An 18,122-nucleotide genomic window follows, 5' to 3' on the forward strand; every position below is an offset into this window, starting at 1 on the left:
AGCATCCTCACATGCGCCGCGGCGTTGTCAATTCCTTCAACGTAGTCAGGAAATCCGTCATGACCGGCCGGGAACGCACGGCGATGCGCAACCAGTCCGGGCCGAGGCCGGGGAAGGTGTCGGCCCGGCGCACCGCGTAGCCCCGCTCGCGCAACCGTTCCCGAAGCCGGGCGCCGTTCCGGAATTCGCCGAGCACAAAGGGCGCCCGCGGCACTCCGTGCACCCCCACGCCGAGTTCTCGTAGTCCGGTGAGCAGGAACTCGCGGTCCGCTTCGGCGGCGACGGCCAGTTCGTCGGCCTGCTTCACCGCCTCGGGACGGCAGCAGGCCACCACGGCGACCGCCGCCGGCGCGGAGACCGACCACGGCGGCTGCACCGCGCGCAACCGGTCGATCAGCTCCGGCGGCCCGAGCACGTACCCGGCGCGCAGGCCCGCGATGCCCCACGTCTTGGTCAGGCTGCGGATCACCAGCAACCCCGGCACCGGCTCTCCCGCCAGCGACTCCGGCTCGCCCGGTACCGAATCGAGGAACGCCTCGTCCACCACGACCACCCGGCCGGGACGGCACAGCGCGCGCAGGGCGTCGGCCGGGTGCAGCACCGACGTCGGATTCGTCGGATTGCCGACCACCACCAGGTCGGCGTCCTCGGGGACCGGGCCGAGCACGAACCCGTCCTCCGGCCGCAGCAGCACCCGCGAGACGGGCACCTCCGCGGCCAGCAAAGCGGCCTCCGGCTCGGTGAACTGCGGATGCACCACGCACGCCCGACGCGCGCCCAGTCCACGCGCGACCAGGGTGAACGCCTCGGCGGCGCCGGAGGTCACCAGCACCTCGGACGCGGACCGGCCGTGCCGCGCGGCCACCGCCTCTCTCGCCTCGGTGGCGTCGGGATAGGCGGCCAGGCGGGGCAGCGCGGCGGCGAGTTCGGCGATCAGCCAAGCGGGCGGTTCCGACAGCCGCACGTTGACCGCGAGATCGACCAGCCCCGGCCCGACCTCACGATCGCCGTGGTGCCACAGGTCAACCACGGCGCACCGCGCGGGCGAAGGCGGCGGCCCTTTCCGGGTGCCCCGCCCAGTGGACGTGCAGGTAGGAGGCGTTCAGCGTGGGCGACGAGTACCCGTGGTCAGCGTCGTTCCACCGCCACGCGGCGGCGAACGGCCCGTCCGGCACCACCTCGGTCCGGTGGAACTCGTGCCCGGTCACCTGCTCCCCGCGCGCGGCGAGCAGGTTGTCCGCGGCGGCCGTCGCCGTGCGGTAACCGAGCGCGCCACGGGCGGTCATCCTGGTCGTCGCCGGGAGCACGCCGGTCATCGGCAGACCGTCCAGTTCGCGGCAGAGGTACAGCAGCCCGGCGCATTCGGCGACCACGGGCAGTCCGCCGGAGACCGCCGCGGCGACCTGGTCACGCAGGGACTTGTTGGCGGACAAGGCTTCCGCGTGCACCTCGGGAAAACCACCGCCGAAGTACAATCCCGCGCAGCCTTCCGGCAACCGGGTGTCGTTGATCGGGTCGAGGTCCACCAGATCGACCCCGAGCGCGGCCAGCACCTCGCCGGTTTCGGCGTACCGGAAGGAGAACGCCTCACCCCCGGCCGCCGCCACCACGGCACGCGGACCGGGCACGGGCTCCGGCGGCGACCACGGTTCCGCCGGCACACCTGGAGCTTCACGAGCCGCGCGCACCACGGCTTCGATGTCCACACCGGACTCGATCCAGGCGGCGAGCCGGTCCACCATCACCGCGCCTTCGCGGGCGCGTTCGGCCATCGGCACCAGCCCGAGGTGACGGCTCGGCGAATGCACGTCGTCGGACCGCCGCAGCGCGCCCAGCACCGGCACCCCGGTCTTCCCGATCGCCTCACGGATCTCGCGCTCGTGCCGGTCGGATCCGAGCTTGTTGAGAATCACTCCGGCCAGCCTCACCCGGGGGTCGAAATGGGCGAACCCGTAGACGGTCGCGGCCACACTGCGACTCGCCGCGCTCGCGTCGACCACCAGCACCACGGGCGCGTCCACCAGCCGTGCGACGTGCGCGGTCGAGGCGAAGCCCTCGGTGCCCAGCGCGCCGTCGAACAAGCCCATCACGCCTTCGATCACCGCGATCTCGGCACCCGCCGCCCCGTGCAGCAGCAGCGGCGCGACCAGGTCCTCGCTCTGCAAGTACGGGTCGAGGTTGCGGCCGGGGCGCCCGGTGGCCAGCGCGTGGTAACTCGGATCGATGTAGTCCGGCCCCACCTTGTGCCCGGACACCGCGAACCCGCGCCGCCGCAACGCCGCCATCAGCCCGGACGCCACGGTCGTCTTGCCGTGCCCCGAAGCCGGAGCCGCGACCACCAGCCGCGGCAGGGTCACCATTCGATTCCTCGCTGGCCCTTCTGGCCCGCGTCCATCGGGTGCTTCACCTTGGTCATCTCCACCACGAGGTCCGCGGCCTCGATCAGCTCCGGCGGCGCGTTGCGCCCGGTGATCACCACGTGCTGGCGGCCCGGCCGGTCGCGCAGCACGTCGACCACCTCGCGCACGTCGATCCAGCCCCAGTGCAGCGGGTAGTTGAACTCGTCGAGCACGTAGAAGTCGTGCCGCCCGGCGGCGATCCGGCGGGCGATCTCGGCCCAGCCCTCACGCGCGTTGGCCGCGTGGTCCTCCTCGGTGCCCGCCTTGCGGGACCAGCTCCAGCCCTCGCCCATCTTGTGCCACTCGACCGGCCCGCCCTGCCCGGTGTTCGTGTGCACCTCACCGAGCGCCCGCAGCGCGGCTTCCTCGCCGACCTTCCACTTCGCCGACTTGACGAACTGGAACACGCCGATCGACCAGCCCTGGTTCCACGCGCGCAGCGCCATGCCGAAGGCCGCGGTGGACTTTCCCTTCATCGCGCCGGTGTGCACGATCAGCAGCGGCCGGTTGCGGCGCTGCCGGGTGGTCAGGCCGTCGTCCGGCACGTACTCCGGTTTTCCCTTGGGCATCAGGCGGCCCGTCCCGTCCGCGCGCGGACCGCACCCGCCAGCGAGTCCGCGGCCACCTCACCCAGCGGCACGTGCTCCGCGCCCATTCGCGTGGCCAGCTCCCCGGCCAGGCCGAGCCGCATGCGCCCGCTCTCGCAGTCCATCACCACCGACGCGATGCCCTGCCGCGCGATCAGGTCCGCGGCGGCGTGCGCCCTGGCGACGGCGTTCGAGCCGCTGGTCGCGCGGCCGTCGGTGACCACCACCAGCAGCGGACGGCGGCGAGGGTCGCGAATGGACTCCACGCGCAACGCCTCGGCCGCGCGCAGCAAACCTTCGGCCAGCGGGGTGCGCCCGCCGGTGGGCAGCGATTCGAGGCGGGACGCGGCCGCGTCCACGCTGATCGTCGGCGGCAGCGCCAGCTCGGCGGCCGACGCGCGGAAGGTGACCAGGCCGACCTTGTCGCGCCGCTGGTAGGCGTCCAGCAGCAGGGACAGCACGGCCGCCTTGACCTCGCTCATCCGCGACCGCGCGCCCATCGAGCCCGAGGAGTCCACGCAGAACAGCACCAGATTGCCTTCGCGCCCCTCGCGCAGGGCGAACCGCAGGTCGCGGGAGCGCAGTTCGAGACCGGCGCCGGAGCGGCCGCGTGCCCGCTGGTGCGGGGCCGCGGCCAGCACGGTCGCCGGAAGGTGCGGGCGGCCTTCGCGCACGCTGGGCGGTTTGACGCCGATGGTGCGGCCGCCGTCGGTGAGCGAGCGCGACCGGCGGCCGTGCGCACCCTCCCCTGTTCCGTCCACGGTGAACAGACGAGCGCGGAACGGCTGCCCGGCACCGACCGTCTGCTGTGGACCTTGCGGAGCCTGCTGCTGTTCGGATTCCTGTTGCCGCGGCTCGCTTTCGACGGACGGCTCCGGCGGGGCGCCGGAACCGGGGCCGTCATCGTCCGGTCCGTCGGTCGGCGGTTCGGGTTCGGGTTCGGCGTCGCGCAGCGCTTGGTCCAGCTGGTCTTCGTCGATGCCGGGCGCGTCGAACGGGTTGCGGCGACGGCGATGCGGCAGCGCCAGCCGTGCCGCCACCCGAATGTCCTCTGTGGTCACTTCGGTGCGGCCGGACCAGGCCGCGTGCGCGGCGGCGGTCCGCGCGGTGACGATGTCCGCGCGCATGCCGTCGACGTCGAAGGAGGCGCAGACCTCGGCGATCTGCAGCAACGCGGCGTCGCCGATGGTGACCGCGGGCAGGCCGCGGCGGGCGTCGGCGATCCGCACCGCCAGCGCGGCTTCGGCTTCGTCGTAACGGGAGGCGAAACCGTCGGGATCGGCTTCGTAGGCCAGGCGCCGCCGCACCACCTCGACGCGCTCGGACGGCTCCCGGCTGGTGCGCACCTCGACGGTCAGCCCGAACCGGTCCAGCAGCTGCGGCCGGAGTTCGCCCTCCTCCGGGTTCATCGTCCCGATCAGCACGAACCGCGAGGCGTGCGAGACCGAAACGCCTTCGCGCTCCACGGTCGCGCGCCCCATCGCCGCCGCGTCCAGCAGCGCGTCGACCAGGTGGTCGTGCAACAGGTTGACCTCGTCGACGTAGAGCAGTCCGCGGTGCGCGGCGGCAAGCAACCCCGGCTGGTAGCCGGTGACACCTTCGCCGAGCGCGCGTTCGAGGTCGAGCGAGCCGATCACGCGGTCTTCGGCGGCACCGACGGGCAGTTCGACCAGCCGGGCCGGGCGGCGCTCGGCCGGTGCGCCCGCGTCGTGCGGGCCGTCCGGGCAGGCGGGGTCGGGGGCGGCGGGATCACACGAGAACCGGCAGCCGGTCACCACGTCCACCGGCGGCAGCAGCCCGGCCAGCGCGCGCACCATGGTCGACTTCGCGGTGCCCTTCTCGCCGCGGACCAGCACCCCGCCGATGGCCGGGGACACCGCTGACAGCACCAGCGCCAGTCGCAGGTCGGCCAGGCCGACCACCGCGGTGAACGGGAACGCCCGCATGCACAACTCCCAACGCCTGCGCGAGAAAACAGCCGTCGCCGATCATCGCACAGCGAAACGCCGCCGAAGACGTGAGAAGTCTGACCCCGCGCGCGCCGCCTGCCGGGTTTACCGTCAACCACCGTGCACATCACGGTGGTAGGAGTAGGCGCCGACGGCTGGGCCGGGCTCACCGGTCCGGCGCGCGCGGCGGTGGAAGCCGCCGAGGTGCTCATCGGCGGCCCACGCCAGCTGGACCTGATGCCGGGCAACCGCGCGGTCAAGGTGGCGTGGCCCAGTCCGCTGCTGCCCAATCTCGACGCGCTCTTCGCCGAGCACGACGGCCGCCGCGTCTGCGTGCTGGCCAGCGGCGACCCGATGCTGTCCGGGATCGGCACCACGCTGGCGCGCCGGTTCGACGACGTCGAAGTGCTGCCCGCGTTGTCGTCACCGGCACTGGCCAGGGCCCGGCTGAAGTGGTCCGCCGAGAGCACCGAGGTGATCAGCGTGGTCGGCCGCTCGCCCCACCGGGTGAACCGCGCGCTGGCGCCGGGCGCGCGGCTGCTGGTGCTCAGCGAGGACGCCACCACCCCGGCCGTGCTGGCCGCGCAGCTCACCGAAGCCGGGTACGGGCCGAGCCGGCTGACCGTGCTGGAGGAACTCGGCGGACCGGCCGAACGGCAGTTCACCGGGGTCGCCTCGGAGTGGTCCGAGCCGCCGGGCGCGGCGTTGAACCTGGTCGCGATCGAATGCGCGACCAAGGGTGAACCGCTGCCGCGCACCGGCCTTCCCGACCACGCCTTCGAGCACGACGGCCAGCTGACCAAGCGCGACGTCCGCGCGGTCACCCTGGCCCGGCTCGGCCCGCTGCCCGGACAGCTGCTGTGGGACGTCGGCGCCGGTTCGGGCAGCGTCGCCATCGAATGGTCCCGCGCGCACCCGGACAACCGCGCGATCGCGATCGAACGCGATCCGGACCGCGCCGAGCGCATCACCCGCAACGCCGAGCGCCTCGGCGTGCCGGAACTGCGCGTGGTGGTGGGTGAGGCGCCGGGCGCTTTAGCCGGGCTCCCGGCACCCGACGCGGTTTTTGTCGGCGGCGGCGTCACCGCCGAAGTGCTCGACGCCTGCCTGCACGCGCCGAAGGTGGTCGCCAACGGCGTCACCCTGGAGACCGAGACCGTGCTGGCCGGCGCGTACGCCCGGCACGGCGGTGACCTGCTGCGGCTGGCCGTCGAACAGGCGGCGCCGCTCGGCGGATTCACCGGCTGGACCCCCGCCCGCACCGTGACCCAGTGGAGCTTCACCCGATGACCGTGCACTTCATCGGCGCCGGACCGGGCGCCGCCGACCTGATCACCGTGCGCGGGCGCGACCTGCTCGCCGCCTGCGCGGTGTGCCTGTACCCGGGCAGCCTCACCCCGCCCGACCTGCTCACGCACTGCCCGCCGGGAGCGCGCGTGGTGGACACGGCGAACCTGAGCCTCGACGAGATCATCGGCGAGCTGACCGCCGCGCACACCGCGGGGCACGACGTCGCGCGGCTGACCTCCGGTGATCCTTCGCTGTACAGCACGGTCGCCGAGCAGATGCGCCGCCTGGACGCGGCCGGTGTGCCGTACGACGTGGTGCCGGGAGTGCCCGCGTTCGCCGCCGCGGCGGCCGTGCTGAACCGCGAGCTGACCGTGCCCGAGGTGGGGCAGAGCCTGGTGATCACCCGGGTGCAGGCACGGTCGACGTCGATGCCGCCGGGTGAGGATCTGGCCACCTTCGCCGCCAGCGGCACCACGCTCGCGGTGCACCTGGCCATCACCAAGATCGACCGGGTGGCCGCCGAGCTGATCCCGCACTACGGCGAGGACTGCCCGGCGGCCGTGGTCGCGCACGCCTCGCAACCCGGCGAGAAGATCCTGCGCGGCACGCTCGCTTCGCTGCCCGCGCAGGTGCACGAGGCGGGCATCGGGCGGGCCGCGGTCATCTTCGTCGGACGTACGCTGGCGGCGGAGAAGTTCCCCGACAGCTTTCTGTACTCCGCCGCCCGCGACCGTTCCCACCAACCGGACTCGCTCTAACCGGTCAACGAACGCGTATCCCGCCAGGCGTTTGTTGTGCAGTGCACCTCGCCACCGCCGACGTGGGCCCAGAAGACGTCCTCCACCCAGTTCACCCGGATGCCGCGCAGGGCCCGTTCGGTGGCTTCCTTGAACAGGTCCCGTCCGCCGACCACCGGCCCGTGCGGGTCCGGCGCGGCGTACCGGTCCGCGGTCACCGACAGCCCGTTGGTGACCGCCGGGGCCAGCGCCGCCATCCCGGGCGCACGCTGCGACTGGTGGAACAGCACCGGCACCCGGACCAGTTCCTCAGCCCGCAATCCCGTCTCCCGCAACATGATCGCGACCTGCGAGTCGATGTGCCGGGCCGCGGTTTCGTTCTGCGCCAGGAAATCCGCGTCCCCCAGCAGTTCCTCCACGGTCGGCTGGTACTCGTGGTTCGTGCCATCGAACAACCGCGCCCCGGTGCCGTTCGCCTGGCGCAGCAGGCTTTCCGCCAACCGCGGATCGGCCACCATCAACGTCCAGCCGCGGGCGTTGTCCGCCCGCACCACGTGCAGCGTCTCGTCGACGTGGCCGACCATCAGCCACGAGGTGTCGAGCGCGACCGGCGGCTGCTGCCCCTGCGCTTCGAGCATGCGCAGGAACGCCGCGTCCGGCTTCTTGTCCCCGGTGGCCGCCGTGCCGTAGTAGATCCGCCCCTTCGGATAACCGCGGTACGGCGGCAGCGCCTCGAAGTTGCCGGTGGCGTTGCGCTGGTCGGCCCACGCGTCGATCGCCGGGCCATCGGTGAACTCCTGCACCACACCGACGTCCGGCCCACGCAGGTCGCGGAAGAGCAACCGCCCGGCCGGGCGCAGCGTCGGCCCCCCGGCCTCCCACTTGTTCGCCGATCGGACCGCCACGCGCATCGTCTGGCGCCCGTTGCCGACCACCGCCGGTTCGAACAGGTCCTGCATCCAGACGTCCTTCCACCACAGGCGGCTGCCCGCGATGAACCGCGTTTCCACCCCGGCGGTCGCGTCACGGAGCGTGCCGCTGAACCGGTCCCATTCGCCGGGGTGCCCGGGTGGCAGCCCCTCGACCGGCCACCCGGGTCCCTCCCCCGGTTTCGCGGCGAACACCGTGGTCGCGGGCATCAGGTCGTGCTGGAACAACAGCGGCGCCACCCGCATGTCCTTGACCACCGCCCGGCCCGCCGAGCGCACGGTGAGCCGCACCCGGCCGTCCCACTTCGCCGGATCGCGGACGAGGTCGCGGCCCTCCACCGCGATCCCCACCCCGGTCCGCATCTCCCGCGCCGAGAACACCTCCCCCGGTGCCAGCGCGCGGTACTGCCCGCCCCGCCGGACGAACACCCGCAGGTACTCACCCCGGTCGACCTCGACCCGCGCGGCTTCGCTCCCTCGCAGCCGCAGTTCGGTCAGGTCGTCCTCGTCGCGCCTGCCGTTGACCACCTCGTCGGCGGCGTCGTTGCACGCCGCCAGCCGCCGGTCGACCTCCAGCCCCGGCCGGTCCATGTCCCCCGGTTCGAGCACGCACCGGCTGGTGTCGTCGTCCAGGTTCGGCAGGAACACGCTCTCGCCGGTCAACCTCGGTGTGGCGGCCGCGACCCCCGGCGCGACCACTGACGCGCCCACCACCAGCGCGGTGAGCACCAACCCCCGGATCCCCACTGATCAGCCCCTTCTCTCGTTGCTTCCCCACGACCGCTTCCGAACGGTAGGAAGATCGGCGGCGAGCGGCATCGGTCGTTGGGAGGAGATCGGGGTGGAGAAGGTCCTCATCCTCGGTGGCACGGCGGAGGCGCGCGCACTGGCCGCCGCGCTGACCGAGCGCGGGGTGCCGGTGGTGTCGTCGCTGGCCGGACGGGTGGCGCGCCCGCGCCTGCCGGTCGGTGAGGTGCGCGTCGGCGGCTTCGGCGGTCCGGACGGTCTCGCCGCGTGGCTGGCGGAGCAGCGCGTCGACGCGGTGGTCGACGCGACCCATCCGTTCGCGGAACGCATCTCGGCCTCGGCGGTGGCCGCCACCCGGCTGGCCGGTGTCCGGTTGCTGCGGCTCGAACGCCCGGGGTGGCAGGCCTCACCCGGTGACGATTGGCACTGGGCCTCCTCGCTGCCCGAGGCGGCGGACCTGCTGCCCGGACTGGGCCGTCGGGTGTTCCTCACCAGCGGGCGGCAGGGCCTTCCGGCCTTCGCCCACCTCGACGACCTGTGGTTCCTCATCCGCTGCGTCGATCCGCCGGAGCCGCCGCTGCCCCGGCGGCACGAACTGCTGCTCAGCCGCGGCCCGTACCAGGTGGACGGCGAAATCGAACTGCTGCGCACGCACCGGATCGAGGTCCTCGTCACCAAGGACAGCGGCGGCGGGATGACCGCCGCCAAACTGCACGCGGCGCGGCAGCTGGGCCTGCCGGTGGTCCTGGTCCGGCGCCCCTCGCCCGCCGGCGCACCGCGCACGGTCGCCACCGTGGACGCCGTCCTCGACTGGCTACCGCGCGAGGATTAGCCGGTCGTGCCGGAGTGGCTACCGCGCGCGAACTAGGGGAATCCGGTATCCCCGCGCAAGGCCCATCCGGGCGGGCGCTAGCGTTGTCGCGATGCCGATCGCGACCCGTAGCCGTTCGGCCGAGCCTGACCAGGCGACAGATCCGGAGCGCAACGCCCCGGAAAGCAGCCGCATTCGAGTGTGGCGCCTGTTCGCCATCACCCTCGGCCTGTTGTCCGCCGCCTGTGCGCTGGCGGTCCCGTTCATGCCCGTGGTGCAGGACACCGCGCGCATCGCCTGGCCCGCCAACGGTGACACCAGCCAGGTCAACGCGCCGCTCACGGCGTACTGGGCCGAGGACCTGAGCGCCAACTTCCCGTGCGCCACCGTGCGCTCGCTCGACCAGCGCACCGACGGCCCGGCGATGCTGTTCTCCACCGTGCCCGAGGCCAGGGTGCCCGAGGGCACCGGCATGCAGTTGCAGGTGGACAACGGGCTGCTGATCGTGTCGAACCGGGCGCAGCAGCTGGCCCGCCAGCCGCTGCCGCCGGAGAACTGCGACATCGTCGTCTCCTCCACCGTGCACGCGACCACCATCACGGTGGCCGGGCAGGTGCTCTACGGCGACTCGAACGACGTGCGCCCGCGCATCGTCGGCATCTACACCGACATCACCGCCGAACAGGACCCGATCACCGGGCTGGACGTCTCGGTCACCCCGGACACCCGCTACCAGTCCTCGCCGACCGGCTGGAAGACCGCGGTCAGCGCGCTCTGCGTGCTCTCCCTGATCGGCTGCCTGATCGCGGTGAACCGGCTCGACTCGCGGGTCGCGCGGCGCGCGCCGAAGTGGGCGCCGGTCGGCTGGTGGCGGCTGACCGGCCGCGACACCACGGTGTTCGTCGCGCTCGGCGTGTGGGTCTTCATCGGCCCGGTGACCTCGGACGACGGCTACATCCTGACCATGTCCAGAGTCACCGAGGACGCCGGTTTCCTGACGAACTACCACCGGTGGTTCGGCGTGGCGGAGGCGCCGTTCGGCTGGTTCTACCACGTCTACGAGCTGATGTCGCACGTCAGCGTGGTGCCGCCGTGGATCCGCCTGCCCTCGTTCCTGCTCGGCGTGATCAGCTGGCTGCTGATCAGCCGTGAGGTGATGCCGCGCCTGGGCACCCAGGTGCGCACCAGCCGCGCGGCGGGCTGGGCCGCCGCCGCGGTGTTCCTGGTCTGGTGGATGCCGTTCAACAACGGCGTCCGCCCGGAGCCGGTGGCCGCGGTCGGCTCGCTGCTGGCGATCTGCGCGGTGGAACGCGCACTGGTCACCCGGCGCCTGCTGCCGCTGTGCCTCGGCCTGATCGCCGCCGCGCTGGCGTTGGCCGCCACGCCGACCGGGCTGATCGCGGTGGCCCCGTTCCTGGTGGCCGGCCGCCCGCTGGTCCACCTGCTCAAGCAGCGCGCCCGCGGCAGCTGGTCCGCGGTGCTCGCGCCGATCTTCGCGGCCGGGCTGATGGTGCTGGTGGTGGTCTTCGCCGACCAGACCTTCGCCACCGTGCAGGAGGCCACCCGCATCCGCAGCAAGGTCGGCCCGAGCCTGTCGTGGTTCGAGGAGCTGTCCCGCTACGAACTGCTGTTCAGCCCCACCGCGGACGGTTCGGCCACCCGCCGGTTCCCGGTGCTGCTGTTGTTGCTGTGCACCGGGGCCTGCCTGGTGGTGCTGCTGCGCCGCGGGCGCATCCCCGGTGCCGCGCTCGGCCCGTCGCGGCGGCTGATCGGCACGGTCGCGCTGTTCTTCCTGCTGCTGGCGCTGACGCCGACGAAGTGGACGCACCACTTCGGCGCGTTCGCCGCGGTCGGCGCGGCGATGGCGGCGCTGACCGCACTGGCCAGCAGTTCCACCGTGCTGCGCTCGAAACGCAACCGGGCCGGGTTCCTGGCCGGGCTGCTGGTGGTCGCCGCGCTGGCGATGACCGGGCCCAACGCGTACTGGTTCGTCTCGAACATGGGTGTGCCGTGGGCCGCGCAGGCGCCGACCATCCAGGGCGTGAACCTGTCCACCATCCTGCTGGTCGCCGCGGCGATCTCGGCGGTGGTGGCGTTCATCGAGAACGTGCGCGCGCAGCGGCCGGACCGGATGTTCGGCATCCACCAGGAGAAGGAACGCGGGCGGGCGCTGAAGCTGGGCTCGCTGTCGCTGGTGGTGGTGTGCGGCCTGATGGCCACCGCCGAGTTCGCCTCGATGGCCTGGGCGATCCAGACCCAGCGCTCCAGCTACAGCCTCGGCGCGGCGAACTTCGGGCACCTGTTCGGGCGCAGCTGCAACCTGTCCGACCACGTGATGGTGGAACGGGAGCCGGTCTCCAGCGTGCTGTCCGCGCTGCCGCCGGAGAAGCAGGCCACCGCGCCGATCGAGCAGCCGGAGCAGACCGACGAGAACGCGCTCCCGTTGCCCGAGCTGGAGAACGGCCCGGTGCAGTCCGGTTTCCACCGCGAGCCGATCGACACCAACGACCCGCTCGACGAGCCACCGCACGGGTTCAAGACCGACACCGTGCCGATGTGGAGCAGCTACCGGACCAAGGAGAGCCCGACCGGGCGCCTGCGCAGCGACTGGTACGACCTGTCCGAGCGCCCGGCGGGCGGGCAGATCGTGATCGCCACGATGTCGCCGCCGACCAAGGCCACCACGGTGGACCTGGAGTTCGGCGCGGAGACCGACGAGGGCATGAAGACCGTGCGCAGCCTGCCGGTGCTGGTGCCCGGCGGCGGCAACTTCCGCTGGAACGACGTGCGGATCGGCCTGGACTTCCTGCCGCCGGAGGTGTCCTCGGTGCGGGTGGTCGCGGCCGACAACGACCTGACCGAGGACGGCTGGGTGGCGGCCACCGCGCCCCGCGTGCCGACGTTCACCACGCTGACCGAGCGGGTCGGCGACGCCCCGGTGTACCTGGACTGGCCGGCTTCGTTCGTCTACCCCTGCATGAACCCGATGAAGGTGCGGGACGGGATCGCCGAGCTGCCGTCGTACCGGGTGACCGCCGGTGACCTGGCCTTCGAGGCGGACTGGGCGGGCAGCAAGACCGGCGGGCCGAACGGCTTCCTGGAGGAGGTCGCCGACCAGCCGGAGGTGCCGAGCTTCCTGATGGGCCAGCCGGGCGCGCCGTGGGGCGTGCTGAAGCAGCTGGAGCCCTACACCGACGGCGCGCCGCCGATGGTGATCCGGGGGCAGGAAGTGCACTCGGGCTGGTGGTCCCCTGGCCCTGGCCCGGCCCAGCCGGACGGCACCCAGCCGACGCGGTAGTACCGAGCTGGGCCCCGCTCAGTAGTGGCGCGGGGTCCAGACGGCGCCGTTCCCGGCGATCCTGGTGCGTGACGAGCCCACGATCAGCAGGCACCGCATGTCCACTTCGGACGGATCAAGCGTGCCGAGGGTGACCACCCGCACCGACTCCTCCGCACCGCCCACGTCGCGCGCGAGCACCACGGGGGTGTCCGCCGGGCGGTGCCGCAGCAGGACCGAGACGGCCGAGGCCAGTTGCGTGGTCCGGCTCCGCGACGCCGGGTTGTAGATCGCCAGCACCAGGTCGGCGGCGCCCACCGCGTCCAGGCGGCGCTCGATCACCTCCCACGGCTTCAGGCGATCCGACAGCGACAGCACGCAGTAGTCGTGGCCGAGGGGCGCACCCACCCGGGCGGCGGCGGCCTGTGCGGCGGTCACTCCGGGCAATACCCGCACCGGGACCGAAGCGAACCGAGGGGCCTCGGCCTGCTCCAGCACCGCCGAAGCCATCGCGAAGACGCCGGGGTCGCCCGAGGAGACCACCGCCACCGAAGCGCCGGAAAGGGCCAGCTCCAAGGCCTCCACCGCGCGTTCGGCCTCGACCCGGTTCCCCGTGCTGTGCCGCTGCTGTCCCGCCCGCTGTGGCACCCGGGCGAGGTACGGGCCGTACCCGACCAGGTGATCTGCCGCGGCCAGTGCCGCCGAGGCCTCCGGGGTCAGCCAGTCCGGACCGGCCGGGCCCAGGCCCACCACCACGACCTCACCAGCCGGAGCCGATTCGGCGGCGGGAACAGCGGCCGGGGAGCCGACACGTGCGGCGTAGGCCGGGCTCGGCAGCAAGGCCAGCGAGAAGTAGGGCACCGAAGACGGGTCCACCTCCGCCAGCCGCTCGATCCGCTGCGAACCCCAGGTCGCGCGTTCGACGTACCACGCGTCGTCCAGTTTTCCCGCCTCGGCGAGCGCGTCGCGCACCGTGGTGAAGGTGCGGCCGAGCTTGAGCACCGCCGCCGCGTCCGCCTCGGCCAGCTTCATCGCCAGCTGCGGACCGGGCAGCGTGCCCGGCAGCACGGTCAGCACTTCTTCCTTCTGCACCAGCGGAAGGCCGAGCTGGGCCGCCGCCCCGCTGACCGAGGTCACCCCGGGCACCACGTGCGCCTCGTACCGGTCGGCGAGCCGTTCGTGCATGTACATGTAGGAGCCGTAGAAGAACGGGTCGCCCTCGCACAGCACCACCACGCTGCGCCCGGCGTCCAGGTGCTCGGCGAGCCGTTTCGCGCTCAGCTCGTAGAACTCGGCGATGGCGCCGTCGTAACCGCCGGGGTGGTCGGTGGTCTCGGTGGTCACCGGGTAGACCAGCGCCTCCTCCAGCTGCCCTTCCCGCAGGTACGGCTCGGCGACCGAGCGCGCGATGCTGCGCCCGTGCCGCGCGCTGTGGTACGCGATCACGTCGGCCTCGGCGATCAGCCGCGCGGCCTTGATGGTCACCAGTTCCGGGTCACCGGGGCCGAGGCCGACCCCGTACAGCACGCCGCTCATTCGACCTCGCTCGCGATCGCGTTCACCGCGGCCACGGCCATCGCGCTGCCGCCCCGCCGCCCGCGCACCAGCAGGTACGGCGCCGGCGCCCGCTCGGCGAGCGCCTCCTTCGACTCCACCGCGCCGACAAAACCCACCGGCACGCCGATGATCGCGGCCGGCACGCCTGCTCCTTCTTCGATCATCTCCAGCAGCCGGAACAACGCGGTCGGCGCGTTGCCGATGGCCACCACCGAACCGGGCAGCTTGTCGCGCCACAGCTCCAGCGCCGCCGCCGACCGGGTGGTGCCCATGCGCTCGGCCAGCCCCGGCACCGACGGGTCGGACAGCGTGCACAGCACCTCGTTCGCCGCGGGCAGACGCTTGCGGGTGACGCCGCTGGCGATCATGTTCGCGTCGCACAGCACCGGGGCACCCGCCTCGAGCGCGGCCCGGCCGGACTCCACCACGTCGAGCGTGTACCGCAGGTCCCCGACCAGGTCGACCATGCCGCAGGCGTGGATCATCCGCACCGCCACCGGCACGAGGTCGTCGGGCAACACGGCCAGATCGGCCTCCGCCCGGATGGTGGCGAAGGAGTGGCGGTAGATCTCCGCCCCGTCCCGGATGTACTCGATCACACGCGTCCTTCCCGCCACTCGTCCACCGACGAGAACCGTTGCCCGTCCACGAGCCGGCCCCCATCGTCGGTGGCGACCACGTCGACATGATCGCCCCGGGGTCTACCACAGCGGCGATCGCACCCCGAGAAATGTGCGCGGAGACTCACCGGCAGCGCGGCGGCCACGCGGCTCGCTTCGGCCCGGACATCGGCGTGGGACTTGGCGCAGCCGGGCGAGCCGATGCACGCGCTCAGCGCCACCCCGGGGGTCGACGGGTCGACGAAGAAACCAGCCTCGGCGAGCGAAGGATGGGCCTCGGGCAGCACGATCGACCGCCAGGGCGTGATCACCACGGACGGTGCCAGCGCGGCCAGCCTCCGGGCCTGCGCTCCGGACAGGCAGCCGAACCACGGCGCCACCACCCGCCCGTCGACCGCGGGCGGTCCGGCCAGCACCGGCCGGACCGGCTCCACGACCGTCCCCAGTGGACGGACAGCATCGACGACCCGCGCACGCGCCACCGCCGATTCCCGCAGCCGCCACGCGTCCCCGCGCGACGCCATGAACGCCAGCGCCGCCGCGACCAGCGCCTCGACGGCTCGCTCGCGCGCCACCCGCACCCCGGTGTCCTCGCCGTCGATCAGGAAGGCGCCGCCGCACCAGGTCACGTCCGCGCGTTCCCCGGCGACGTCCCCGCGTCCACTGTCGACGGCGAACAGGAAGCGGCCCGGCAGCGCGGCCAGTTCCGGTTCCGCGCAGACCGCCCGGTCGAGCGCGGCGACCAGGTCGTCCACCTCGGGCACCGGCGACGCGAGGTAGTTGCGGACCCGTTCGTGGCTGAACCGCGGCAGCAGTCCGGCGGCGGCCAGGCGCCGAGCCAGCCGCGGGTCGTCCCGCTCCAGTCCGCGCAGTTGCAGGTTCCCGCGCGAGGTCAGGTGGAGTTCGCCGTCGCCGAGATCCGCCGCGCAGGAGGCGAGTTCGCGCAGCTGGGCCGCGGTGACCCGGCCACCGGGCAGGCGCACCCTGGCCAGCGCCCCGTCCGCGGCGTCGTGCGTGGCGAACACCCCGGGACAGGCGTCGGCGCGCTGACGGATTTCCACGATCGCCACTCTAAGGGATGTAGTAGGTGTACTATCATCCGCACGAGACATTGGATGAGGTGGTGAAGGTCTATGACGAGGGTGGGAGAACCGGTCATCCGGGCGCCCAGACCGGGCCGGACCGGGGACGCGGTGCTGGAGGTTCACGACCTGCGCATGCGCTACGGCACCAACGACGTGCTCAAGGGGGTGGATTTCACCGCGAGCCGCGGTGAGGTCGTGGCACTGCTGGGGCCGAACGGCGCGGGCAAGACAACAACGATCGAGATCCTGGAAGGCTTCCGCATGCGCTCCGGGGGCGCGGTGTCGGTGCTGGGCACGGACCCGGCACACGGCGACGAGGCCTGGCGCGCGCGGCTGGGGGTGGTCCTGCAGTCCTGGCGCGATCACGGCCGCTTCCGCGTCCGCGACCTGCTCGCGCACCTCGGCCGCTACTACGCGCCCTTCGCCACCGACCAGATCAGCCGTCCGTGGGACACCGACGAGCTGATCGAGACGGTCGGGCTCACCGAGCACGCGAACAAGCGGATCGGGCGGCTCTCCGGCGGGCAGCGGCGGCGCCTCGATGTGGCCATCGGCATCGTCGGCAAGCCGGAACTGCTCTTTCTCGACGAGCCGACGGCCGGTTTCGACCCGGAGGCGCGGCGCGAGTTCCACGACCTGGTGCACCGCCTGGCCGACGACGACGAGACCACGATCCTGCTCACCACGCACGACCTGGACGAGGCGGAGAAGCTGGCCGACCGCATCCTGATCCTGGCCGACGGCCGGATCATCGCCGACGGCTCGGCCGACGAGCTGTCCCGCCGGATCAGCGGTGAGGCGGAGATCCGCTGGACCCGCGACGGGCAGCGCTTCGTGCACCTGACCACCGAGTCCACCAAGTACGTGCACGAGCTGTTCAAGCAGTACGGCGACGGGATCGGCGAGCTGGAGGTGCGCCGCGCGTCGCTGGAGGACACCTACATGACGCTGGTGCACCAGGCCGAGACCGGCCACGCCGTCGAAGCCGTCCGTGAGTTCGCGGGGTCCAACCTGGAGGAACGATGAATCCCGTGTCGAACGCCGTCCGGGCCGGGCTGGCCAGGGGACGGATCGAACTGCGCAACACGCTGACCACCGGCGAGGACCTGGCGGGCACGATCATCCCGATGCTGATCCTGCTGGTGGTGATGATCTTCATGCGCGGGGCCACCGTGCCCGGTACCGACTTCTCCCTCGGCAGCGCCGCGGTACCCGGTGTGCTCGGCATGCAGGTGGTCTTCGGCGGCATGATCGGCGTGGCCGGGCAGCTGATGGTCGACCGCGAGGACGGCACGCTGCTGCGCGCGAAGGCCACCCCGCACGGCATGATCGGCTACCTGATCGGCAAGATCACCATGCTCTCGGCCACCGTGGTGGTCAGCCTGCTGATGATCCTGGTGCCCGCGCTGTTCCTGTTCGACGGGCTGTTCGGCGGGGGTTTCGGCGCCTGGGCCGGGTTTGTCGCGGTGCTGGTGCTCGGCATGCTCGCCACCATGCCGCTGGGCGCGGCGATCGGCTCGCTGACCGCCAACCCGCGCAACATGGGCCTGGTGATGCTGCCGTTCATGGGGCTGGCCGGGATCTCGGGCATCTTCTACCCGATCATCGCGCTGCCGGAGTGGGTGCAGTGGATCGCGCAGGTGTTCCCGATGTACTGGCTCGGCCTCGGCATGCGCTCGGCGCTGCTGCCGGACGCGCTGGTCACCGCCGAGATCGGCGAGTCGTGGCGGCACCTGGAGACGGTCGGCGTGCTCGGCGTGTGGGCGGTGGCCGGACTCGTACTGGCCCCGGTCCTGTTGCGTAGGATGGCCCGCCGTGAGTCGGGTTCGGCGGTCGCCGCCCGGCGGGAACGGGCGATGCAGCGGGTGGGGACGTGAACGGGAAACACCGATGAGCGAGGCGATCTACAACCGGATCGCCGTGCTCCGGGCCGAACGGGGCATCTCCCGGCGCCAGCTGTCCGAGGCGCTCGGGGTGCACTACCAGACGATCGGCTATCTGGAGCGCGGTGAGTACAGCCCCAGCCTCTACCTGGCGCTGAAGATCGCGGAGTACTTCGAGGTGGCGGTCGAGGTGATCTTCTCGACCGCCCCCTTCCCGCGCATCGGCGACTCGGAGCGCTCGGCCTGACGGC

15 protein-coding genes are annotated in these 18,122 nt (G+C 72.6%); 7 read left to right on the forward strand and 8 right to left on the reverse strand.

All coding sequences use genetic code 11. The annotated features are described in order from the left end of the window. Positions 1-7: 7 nt before the first annotated feature. From cobC to YIM_RS35300, 4 genes are read right to left on the reverse strand one after another with little or no spacing between them, the layout of a single operon-like run. On the reverse strand, positions 8-1,030 hold the full coding sequence (cobC, locus tag YIM_RS35285; protein ID WP_153034427.1) for an Rv2231c family pyridoxal phosphate-dependent protein CobC: 1,023 nt from the start codon (positions 1,028-1,030) through the stop codon (positions 8-10). Beyond that, positions 1,023-2,360 (reverse strand): cobyrinate a,c-diamide synthase, encoded by a 1,338-nt coding sequence (locus tag YIM_RS35290; RefSeq protein ID WP_153034428.1) that lies wholly within the window; start codon positions 2,358-2,360, stop codon positions 1,023-1,025. Before YIM_RS35290 ends, cobC begins: the two co-directional genes overlap by 8 nt. After that, positions 2,354-2,968 (reverse strand): cob(I)yrinic acid a,c-diamide adenosyltransferase, encoded by a 615-nt coding sequence (gene cobO / locus YIM_RS35295; RefSeq protein WP_153034429.1) that lies wholly within the window; start codon positions 2,966-2,968, stop codon positions 2,354-2,356. The genes YIM_RS35290 and cobO overlap by 7 nt, the downstream gene beginning before the upstream one ends. Beyond that, positions 2,968-4,932: a putative cobaltochelatase gene (locus YIM_RS35300; protein ID WP_153034430.1), complete on the reverse strand. Its 1,965-nt coding sequence runs from the start codon at positions 4,930-4,932 to the stop codon at positions 2,968-2,970. Before YIM_RS35300 ends, cobO begins: the two co-directional genes overlap by 1 nt. Positions 4,933-5,055: 123 nt before the next feature. Here YIM_RS35300 and cbiE point away from each other — a divergent pair, with 123 nt between their 5' ends. Beyond that, positions 5,056-6,225: a precorrin-6y C5,15-methyltransferase (decarboxylating) subunit CbiE gene (gene cbiE / locus YIM_RS35305; protein WP_228004225.1), complete on the forward strand. Its 1,170-nt coding sequence runs from the start codon at positions 5,056-5,058 to the stop codon at positions 6,223-6,225. Continuing rightward, the gene (gene cobM / locus YIM_RS35310) at positions 6,222-6,983 is read left to right on the forward strand and encodes a precorrin-4 C(11)-methyltransferase (protein WP_153034431.1); all 762 of its coding nucleotides are present in this window, start codon (positions 6,222-6,224) and stop codon (positions 6,981-6,983) included. The genes cbiE and cobM overlap by 4 nt, the downstream gene beginning before the upstream one ends. On the opposite strand, the gene YIM_RS35315 is transcribed toward cobM, so the two are convergent. Continuing rightward, positions 6,980-8,638 carry a protein-arginine deiminase domain-containing protein gene (locus tag YIM_RS35315; protein WP_228004226.1) on the reverse strand — a complete coding sequence of 553 codons (1,659 nt, stop codon included), beginning with the start codon at positions 8,636-8,638 and terminating at the stop codon, positions 6,980-6,982. The genes cobM and YIM_RS35315 overlap by 4 nt on opposite strands. 94 nt (positions 8,639-8,732) lie before the next feature. Here YIM_RS35315 and YIM_RS35320 point away from each other — a divergent pair, with 94 nt between their 5' ends. Both YIM_RS35320 and YIM_RS35325 read left to right on the forward strand, forming a co-directional pair. After that, positions 8,733-9,470 (forward strand): cobalt-precorrin-6A reductase, encoded by a 738-nt coding sequence (locus YIM_RS35320; RefSeq protein ID WP_228004227.1) that lies wholly within the window; start codon positions 8,733-8,735, stop codon positions 9,468-9,470. A 91-nt stretch (positions 9,471-9,561) separates the two neighbouring features. Then, positions 9,562-12,747, forward strand: coding sequence for an arabinosyltransferase domain-containing protein (locus YIM_RS35325; RefSeq protein WP_153034434.1), 3,186 nt, complete (start codon positions 9,562-9,564; stop codon positions 12,745-12,747). 18 nt (positions 12,748-12,765) lie between these two features. Here YIM_RS35325 and YIM_RS35330 read toward each other — a convergent pair whose 3' ends face one another. The 3 genes from YIM_RS35330 to YIM_RS35340 are packed head-to-tail and all read right to left on the reverse strand — an operon-like array spanning position 12,766 to position 16,015. Further along, positions 12,766-14,262, reverse strand: a complete 1,497-nt coding sequence (locus YIM_RS35330) for a precorrin-2 C(20)-methyltransferase (protein ID WP_153034435.1) — start codon at positions 14,260-14,262, stop codon at positions 12,766-12,768. Further along, entirely contained in the window at positions 14,259-14,882 is a 624-nt protein-coding gene (locus tag YIM_RS35335; protein WP_153034436.1) for a precorrin-8X methylmutase, read from the reverse strand. The genes YIM_RS35330 and YIM_RS35335 overlap by 4 nt, the downstream gene beginning before the upstream one ends. After that, complete coding sequence (locus tag YIM_RS35340; RefSeq protein ID WP_153034437.1) at positions 14,879-16,015, reverse strand: precorrin-3B synthase; 1,137 nt, start codon at positions 16,013-16,015, stop codon at positions 14,879-14,881. The genes YIM_RS35335 and YIM_RS35340 overlap by 4 nt, the downstream gene beginning before the upstream one ends. Positions 16,016-16,120: 105 nt before the next feature. Here YIM_RS35340 and YIM_RS35345 point away from each other — a divergent pair, with 105 nt between their 5' ends. Genes YIM_RS35345 through YIM_RS35355 form a run of 3 tightly spaced genes read left to right on the forward strand, consistent with a single transcriptional unit; the run spans position 16,121 to position 18,118 of the window. After that, entirely contained in the window at positions 16,121-17,014 is an 894-nt protein-coding gene (locus YIM_RS35345; protein WP_228005058.1) for an ABC transporter ATP-binding protein, read from the forward strand. Next, positions 17,011-17,865, forward strand: a complete 855-nt coding sequence (locus YIM_RS35350) for an ABC transporter permease (RefSeq protein ID WP_153034439.1) — start codon at positions 17,011-17,013, stop codon at positions 17,863-17,865. Before YIM_RS35345 ends, YIM_RS35350 begins: the two co-directional genes overlap by 4 nt. Positions 17,866-17,878: 13 nt before the next feature. Beyond that, positions 17,879-18,118 (forward strand): helix-turn-helix transcriptional regulator, encoded by a 240-nt coding sequence (locus YIM_RS35355; protein ID WP_153034440.1) that lies wholly within the window; start codon positions 17,879-17,881, stop codon positions 18,116-18,118. Positions 18,119-18,122 lie beyond the last annotated feature (4 nt).

Source organism: Amycolatopsis sp. YIM 10, assembly GCF_009429145.1.
Lineage (GTDB): Bacteria > Actinomycetota > Actinomycetes > Mycobacteriales > Pseudonocardiaceae > Amycolatopsis.

Coding starts and splice junctions, on each gene's coding strand:
- YIM_RS35290 (WP_153034428.1), bottom strand. CDS start 2,360: ATGGTGACCCTGCCGCGGCTGGTGGTCGCGGCTCCGGCTTCGGGGCAC.
- cobO (WP_153034429.1), bottom strand. CDS start 2,968: ATGCCCAAGGGAAAACCGGAGTACGTGCCGGACGACGGCCTGACCACC.
- YIM_RS35300 (WP_153034430.1), bottom strand. CDS start 4,932: ATGCGGGCGTTCCCGTTCACCGCGGTGGTCGGCCTGGCCGACCTGCGA.
- cobM (WP_153034431.1), top strand. CDS start 6,222: ATGACCGTGCACTTCATCGGCGCCGGACCGGGCGCCGCCGACCTGATC.
- YIM_RS35325 (WP_153034434.1), top strand. CDS start 9,562: ATGCCGATCGCGACCCGTAGCCGTTCGGCCGAGCCTGACCAGGCGACA.
- YIM_RS35330 (WP_153034435.1), bottom strand. CDS start 14,262: ATGAGCGGCGTGCTGTACGGGGTCGGCCTCGGCCCCGGTGACCCGGAA.
- YIM_RS35340 (WP_153034437.1), bottom strand. CDS start 16,015: ATGTCTCGTGCGGATGATAGTACACCTACTACATCCCTTAGAGTGGCG.
- YIM_RS35345 (WP_228005058.1), top strand. CDS start 16,121: ATGCGCTACGGCACCAACGACGTGCTCAAGGGGGTGGATTTCACCGCG.
- YIM_RS35350 (WP_153034439.1), top strand. CDS start 17,011: ATGAATCCCGTGTCGAACGCCGTCCGGGCCGGGCTGGCCAGGGGACGG.
- YIM_RS35355 (WP_153034440.1), top strand. CDS start 17,879: ATGAGCGAGGCGATCTACAACCGGATCGCCGTGCTCCGGGCCGAACGG.